This window comes from Yersinia sp. 2542 StPb PI, assembly GCF_048593855.1.
Taxonomy (GTDB): domain Bacteria; phylum Pseudomonadota; class Gammaproteobacteria; order Enterobacterales; family Enterobacteriaceae; genus Yersinia; species Yersinia enterocolitica_E.
This window is the reverse complement of sequence record NZ_JAZGQA010000442.1, coordinates 1-819: the sequence shown is the minus strand read 5'-3', so window position 1 is coordinate 819 and position 819 is coordinate 1. Positions and strand designations below refer to the sequence as shown.

The following is an 819-nucleotide window of genomic DNA, read 5'->3' as shown; positions in this document are numbered from 1 at the left end:
CTGAGAGATTAGTCGGGCTTTAGTACCTTGTTGGGTCTGTAGCTCAGGTGGTTAGAGCGCACCCCTGATAAGGGTGAGGTCGGTGGTTCAAGTCCACTCAGACCCACCAACTCATCCTCATAGTGCGTTACAGACACACTCGTTTATACCCATAAACGTTGCGTGACTGCGTCTTGTCTGAGAATGAGTTATGCCGATAAGGTATTTTGCTTTTTATATGGGGCTATAGCTCAGCTGGGAGAGCGCCTGCCTTGCACGCAGGAGGTCAGCGGTTCGATCCCGCTTAGCTCCACCATATAAAAAAACTATTTCAAAACGTACTGCGGTCGTAAGGCACAGTGTGTTGTGAAATATTGCTCTTTAACAATCTGGAACAAGCTGAAAATTGAAACATTACAGCTGAAATTTATCTCTCCGTAGAGGTACTGAGATAAAAAGTAACCTGTAATAGAGTCTCTCAAATAATTGCAATGCCAATGTGCATTCTGATGAAGAGAGTCGCGTGAGCTAAGTGAAGGCAAGGCGTACGGCACGGAGGAAGCGGAGTGAACTTAACGTTCATGAGCATTCCGAGTACCGCACAACGCTGTATTCACGACGCGCAACCGACTTGAACATAAGAAACACCTTTGGGTTGTGAGGTTAAGCGACTAAGCGTACACGGTGGATGCCTAGGCAGTCAGAGGCGATGAAGGGCGTGCTAATCTGCGAAAAGCGTCGGTAAGCTGATATGAAGCGTTACAACCGACGATACCCGAATGGGGAAACCCAGTGCAATTCGTTGCACTATTGCATGGTGAATACATAGCCATGCAAGGC

2 tRNA genes and 1 rRNA gene are annotated in these 819 nt (G+C 47.5%); all 3 read left to right on the top strand.

Features of this window, described 5'->3' with window-relative positions:
• The first annotated feature begins 32 nt into the window (after positions 1-32).
• Positions 33-109, top strand: a tRNA-Ile gene (locus V1952_RS22180).
• 110 nt (positions 110-219) lie between these two features.
• Positions 220-295: transfer RNA gene (locus tag V1952_RS22175), tRNA-Ala, on the top strand.
• A gap of 345 nt (positions 296-640) precedes the next feature.
• Positions 641-819 (top strand): 23S ribosomal RNA (locus V1952_RS22170); the annotation flags it as partial.